The organism is Leucobacter soli (assembly GCF_042659205.1).
In the GTDB taxonomy this organism is placed as follows: Bacteria; Actinomycetota; Actinomycetes; order Actinomycetales; family Microbacteriaceae; genus Leucobacter; species Leucobacter soli.
Genome location: NZ_JBHSRW010000179.1, coordinates 1 through 4,774, shown reverse-complemented (window position 1 = coordinate 4,774; position 4,774 = coordinate 1). Strand labels below are relative to the sequence as shown.

General features: G+C 69.5%; 5 protein-coding genes. All 5 read right to left on the bottom strand.

What is annotated here, in order from left to right:
• Positions 1-933 (bottom strand): ABC transporter ATP-binding protein (locus ACFPZL_RS10140; protein WP_382335302.1); only part of this gene is annotated, 933 nt, incomplete at its 3' end.
• Positions 926-1,744 (bottom strand): ABC transporter permease, encoded by an 819-nt coding sequence (locus tag ACFPZL_RS10135; RefSeq protein ID WP_218114903.1) that lies wholly within the window; start codon positions 1,742-1,744, stop codon positions 926-928. The genes ACFPZL_RS10135 and ACFPZL_RS10140, both read right to left, overlap by 8 nt.
• Positions 1,741-2,616 carry an ABC transporter permease gene (locus ACFPZL_RS10130; protein ID WP_218114904.1) on the bottom strand — a complete coding sequence of 292 codons (876 nt, stop codon included), beginning with the start codon at positions 2,614-2,616 and terminating at the stop codon, positions 1,741-1,743. The genes ACFPZL_RS10135 and ACFPZL_RS10130 overlap by 4 nt, the downstream gene beginning before the upstream one ends.
• Positions 2,613-3,692: an extracellular solute-binding protein gene (locus ACFPZL_RS10125; protein ID WP_218114905.1), complete on the bottom strand. Its 1,080-nt coding sequence runs from the start codon at positions 3,690-3,692 to the stop codon at positions 2,613-2,615. The genes ACFPZL_RS10130 and ACFPZL_RS10125 overlap by 4 nt, the downstream gene beginning before the upstream one ends.
• A 197-nt stretch (positions 3,693-3,889) precedes the next feature.
• Positions 3,890-4,750, bottom strand: coding sequence for an NAD(P)/FAD-dependent oxidoreductase (locus ACFPZL_RS10120; protein WP_382335300.1), 861 nt, complete (start codon positions 4,748-4,750; stop codon positions 3,890-3,892).
• Positions 4,751-4,774: the final 24 nt, after the last annotated feature.

The window sequence follows — 4,774 nt, the reverse complement described above, 5'->3', positions numbered from 1 at the left end:
CGCCTCGCCGATCCGCACGTGCTCCGGGCGCACCATCAGGCAGGCCCTGCCTGCCGAGGCATCCAGGCCCTCGGAGGCGACGCCCGCGAAGACGCCGGCCGGGGTCTCGACGGAGACGATCCCGGGGGCACCGGCAGCGTCGCCGGAGCCGGAGGGGACCGCGGCGAGCGCACCCCGAACGATGTTCGACTCGCCCATGAAGGTGGCGACGAAGAGCGTGGCGGGCCTGGCGTAGAGGTCGCGCCCCGAGCCGATCTGCTCGATCCGGCCCTCGTTGTAGATCGCGATGCGGTCGCTCATCGCGAGGGCTTCCTCCTGGTCGTGCGTCACGTAGACGACGGTCACCCCGAGCGAGCGAGCGAGGTGCACGATCTCCTCCTGCAGCACCTCGCGCAACTTCTTGTCGAGTGCGCCGAGCGGTTCGTCCATGAGCAGGAGCTTCGCCCCGAACACGAAGGCGCGCGCCAGCGCGACGCGCTGCTGCTGCCCTCCCGAGAGCTGCGCGGGCTTGCGGTCGGAGAACTTCGCGAGATGCACCTGCTCGAGCGCCGCACGAACCCGGCTCTCGGCCTCGCGGCGCGGGACCCCGCGCATCTTCAGCGGGAAGGCGACGTTCTGCGCGACGGTCATGTGCGGGAACAGCGCGTAGTTCTGGAATACCACGCCGATGTCGCGCTTGTGCGTGGGCACCGAGGCGAGGTCCCGGCCGCCCAGCGCGATGGTGCCGCTGTCGGGATCCGAGAACCCCGCGATCATCTGCAGCGTCGTCGTCTTGCCGCTGCCCGAGGGGCCGAGCAGCGAGACGAACTCGCCCTCGGCGATCGTGAGCGAGACGTCGTCGACGGCGGGAGCGCCTCCGAAGCTCTTGGTGACGCCGTTCACGCGGAGGAACTCCGCGTCGCCGGGAGTGGTCTGCGTCGTCGGCTCACCCATCGGTGACCGCCTTTCCGATCCGTCCGTTGCGCCGCCGCACTCGGATCACCACGAAGGCGACCACGAGGACGAAGGTGCTCAGGGATACGAGCATCGTGGAGACGGCGACGACGGTCGGATCCGACACGTTGCGCACCTGGTTCCACATGTGCACGGGCAGCGTGGTGTACTGCGGCCCGGTGATGAAGAGCGAGACGATCATCTCGTCCCACGAGGTCGCGAAACCGTAGACGGCCGCGATCATGACGCCCGGCAGGAGCGGCGGGAGCACCGCGTGACGGAACACCTGGAGCGGACCGGCTCCGAGGCTCTGCGCCGCCAGCTCGACGTTGCGGTCGAGGGTCTGCGCGCTCGCGAGGATCGAGATCACCACGAGCGGCAGCGCGAGCACCGTATGCGCCGCCACGAGGCCGGGCAGGGATCGGGTGATGCCGATCGCCGCCATGAAGCCGAAGGTGCCGATGGCCGTGATGATGGGCGGCACGACCGCGGGGCCGAGCACGAGCGCGTTCGCGACGCCGAGCAGGCGGGATCGCGATCGGGCGAGCATCATCGCGATCGGCAGGCCGAGCACGACCGAGAGCACCATCGTGCAGAGCCCGATCGTCAGGGAGTGCTGCGCGGCCGACATCCACTGCCGCGAATCGAAGAAGCTCTCGTACCACTGCAGAGAGAAGCCCTGCGGCGGGAATACGAGGTTGCGCCCCTCGGTGAACGACATCGGGATCAGGATCAGCGCCGGCGCCGCGAGGAGCAGCCCCACCAGCACGCCGACGGTCCAGAGGAAGGCCGTCGGCTTCTGCGGCCTCATCGTCCGCCCACCATCTCGCGGATGCGCACGAAGCGGCTGCCGAGGCCGAGCAGCAGCGCGGTGATGGCGAGCAGCACGGTGGCCATCGCGGCGGCGAGGCCGAGCTGGTTGCGGCCGATCAGGTCGACGATCAGCTTCGAGAGCATGCTGCCGTCGGTGCCGCCGAGGATGGCGGGCACGATGAAGAAGCCGAGGGCGGTCACGAAGACGAGCAGCCCGCCCGACATGAGGCCGGGGAAGGTCTGCGGCAGGAACACTCGGAAGAACGCCTGCACGGGCGTCGCCCCGAGGCTGCGTGCCGCCGGTATCAGTTCGGGCCGTACGCGCAGCATGACCGAGAACAGCGGGAGGATCATGAACGGCAGCAGGATCTGGGTCATGCCCACCGTCACGCCGAAGGTGTTGCGGATCAGCGGCAGCGGTGCATCGATGAGGCCGAGCGACTGCAGCACCGTGTTGATCACGCCGGTGTCCTGCAGCCAGGTCTGCAGCGCGACGCTGCGGACGAGGAAGCTCGTCCACACGGGCAGCAGCACGACGCCGATGAGCACGATCCGGGCGAGGCTCCCGACCCGGCTCATGAGGTACGCGTACGGGTAGCCGAGCAGCGCGCAGCTGACCGTCACCATCGCGGCGATCTGGAACGTCTGGCCGAGGATCGCGACGTAGCCGCTGCTCGAGAAGAAGGCCGAGTAGTTCGCGAGGAGCGGATCCCCGAGGCTCTTCATGAGCACCTGGATCAGCGGCCAGACGAAGAACACGCCGAGAAAGGCCAGCCCCGGCAGGCTGGCGAGGGCCCAGCCGTCGAGCCTCCGGCGCGGCCGGGGTCGCGCGGTGCGCGCGACCCCGGCCGAAGCGGGGGCAGATGTCACTGCTGCAGCCAGTCCTGGAAGGTCGCGTTCACGTCGCCGAAGCTGTCGTCCCAGTAGGCGTCGTCCATCGTCACGGCGGTGTCGAGGTGCTCGGTCGGCAGCCACGGCGCGATCTCGGCGGGCACGTCGACCGAGGATCCCTCGGTTCCGGGGCCGACCGGGTAGTGCAGGCTGATGTTCGCGTTGTTCGCGGGGTCGGAGATCCAGGCGACGAGCTGCTGCGCCGCGTCGAGGTTCTTCGTGCCCTTGGGGATCACGGTGTAGTTGCCGATCGTGAGCACGTTGTGCCACTGGGCCTGCACCGGTGCGCCGTTCACGACGTTCAGCTGGTAGGCGCGGGGAGAGAACACGAGCGAGAACACCGTCTCCCCGCTGGTCAGCAGCTCCTCGGACTGCGTGCCGCTCTCCCACCAGATGATGTCGTCCTTGATCGTGTCGAGCTTCGCGATCGCGCGATCCACGTCGAGCGGGTACAGCTCCTCGGGCGCGACGCCGTCGGCGAGGAGTGCCGCTTCGATGGTGCCGCCCGACACCCAGGCCGGGAAGCCGCGCTTGCCGGGGAACTTCTCGGTGTCGAAGAAGTCGGCCCAGTTCTGCGGCTCGCCGCCGGCCTTCTCGGTGTTGTAGGCGAACACCATGGCGCTCGTGTTCTGCGCGACGCGCCACTCGGTGTTGATGAGACCGGCCGCGGGGTTGTCGCACGTGGTGACGACGGTGCAGTCGATGGACTCGAGCCATTCCGAGGTGCTCTCGAGGCCGTTCTCACCCGAGGTATCGACGACATCCCAGATCACGTCGCCGGACTCGACCATGGTCTGCAGCTTGCCGAAGTCGTAGGCGTCGAACACCACCTCGATGCCGGTCTCCTCCGTGAATGCGTCGAGCCAGGCCGCTCGCTGCGCCTCCTCGTAGGCGCCGCCGAAGGTGGCGAACGTCAGCGTGGTGGTGCCGCCGCCGGAGCCCCCGTCGTTGCCGGCGTCATCCGCACCGCCCGCGCAGGCGGTGAGCGCGAGCGCCGCGCTCAGGGCGAGGGCTCCCGCACCCGCGAGGCGCCGTCGCATCGTTCGTTCCGTCATGGTCTTCTCCTTTGAAGATGCAGGGCGGCTGGACGGCCGCCCAAACGTTCCTTGTAGTAACCGATAGTAGGATTAAAACACGCTTCCTGCCGGCCGTCCCCCGGATCGTTACCAAGAAGCGACCTCCGCCCGGAACCCCGTCATCACGCCGGGCCCAGCCTTCCGGCATCACGGCCTCCGACTCTCGGTCAAGCGGATCATCGCGCCAGGGAGAAGCCCTTCAGATCGAACGATTCGTCTGCCGCATCCGCCGCGGTCAGTCGCAGACCTCCGGCGAGGATCCTGCGCGCAGCCAGATGATCGGCGGGGCGATTGACGGACTCCACCGCCTGCAGCCCGGCGTCGGTGAAGCTGAACACCGAGAACCTCCCCGTGCTCGGGTCGCCCCGGACGACGGTCTCGCCGGCAGGCGCGACCAGCCCGGCGATCTGCAGCTTCGCGCCGCCCTGCTGGGACCAGAACCAGGGCACCTCGGTATACGCGGCTACCGCGGGCGTTGGCACTATCGGCGCCGGCACCGTCGACGCCGATGCCGACGTCGGCGGACCCTCCCACCGGGACGGATCGACGAGCGCCCGCGCGAGGTACCGCGCCTGCCCCGTCGCGTTCTGCACCGATTCCACGCGGGTCCGCCTCGCCCCGCCCTCGACCGGGAACGCCGCGCAGTCGCCGATCGCGAAGATCCGCGGGTCCGCGGTCCGGAGCTCAGCATCCACCACGATGCCGCCCGCGACCTCGAGCCCGGCGGCCGCGGCGAGCTCGCTCCGGGGTTCGACTCCGACCGCGACGAGCACCAGATCGGCGTCGTATCGGCGGCCGGCGAGCGTCACCACCGATGCCCCTCGCCCCTCGGTCCGGGGTTCGAACCGCGCGATCTCCTCGTGGTCGACGAGCCGCGTGCCGAGCCCCCGGTGGAGCTCGCGGAGGTACTGCTCGACGGGCGGGGTCACCGACCGGCGCAGGACCCGCGGACCGCGGCCGAGCACCGTGACCTCAATGCCGAGGGACCGCGCCGCGGCGGCGAATTCGAGCCCGATGAAGCCGGAGCGGAAGAACAACCTCTACGTCAGCACGACGAACGG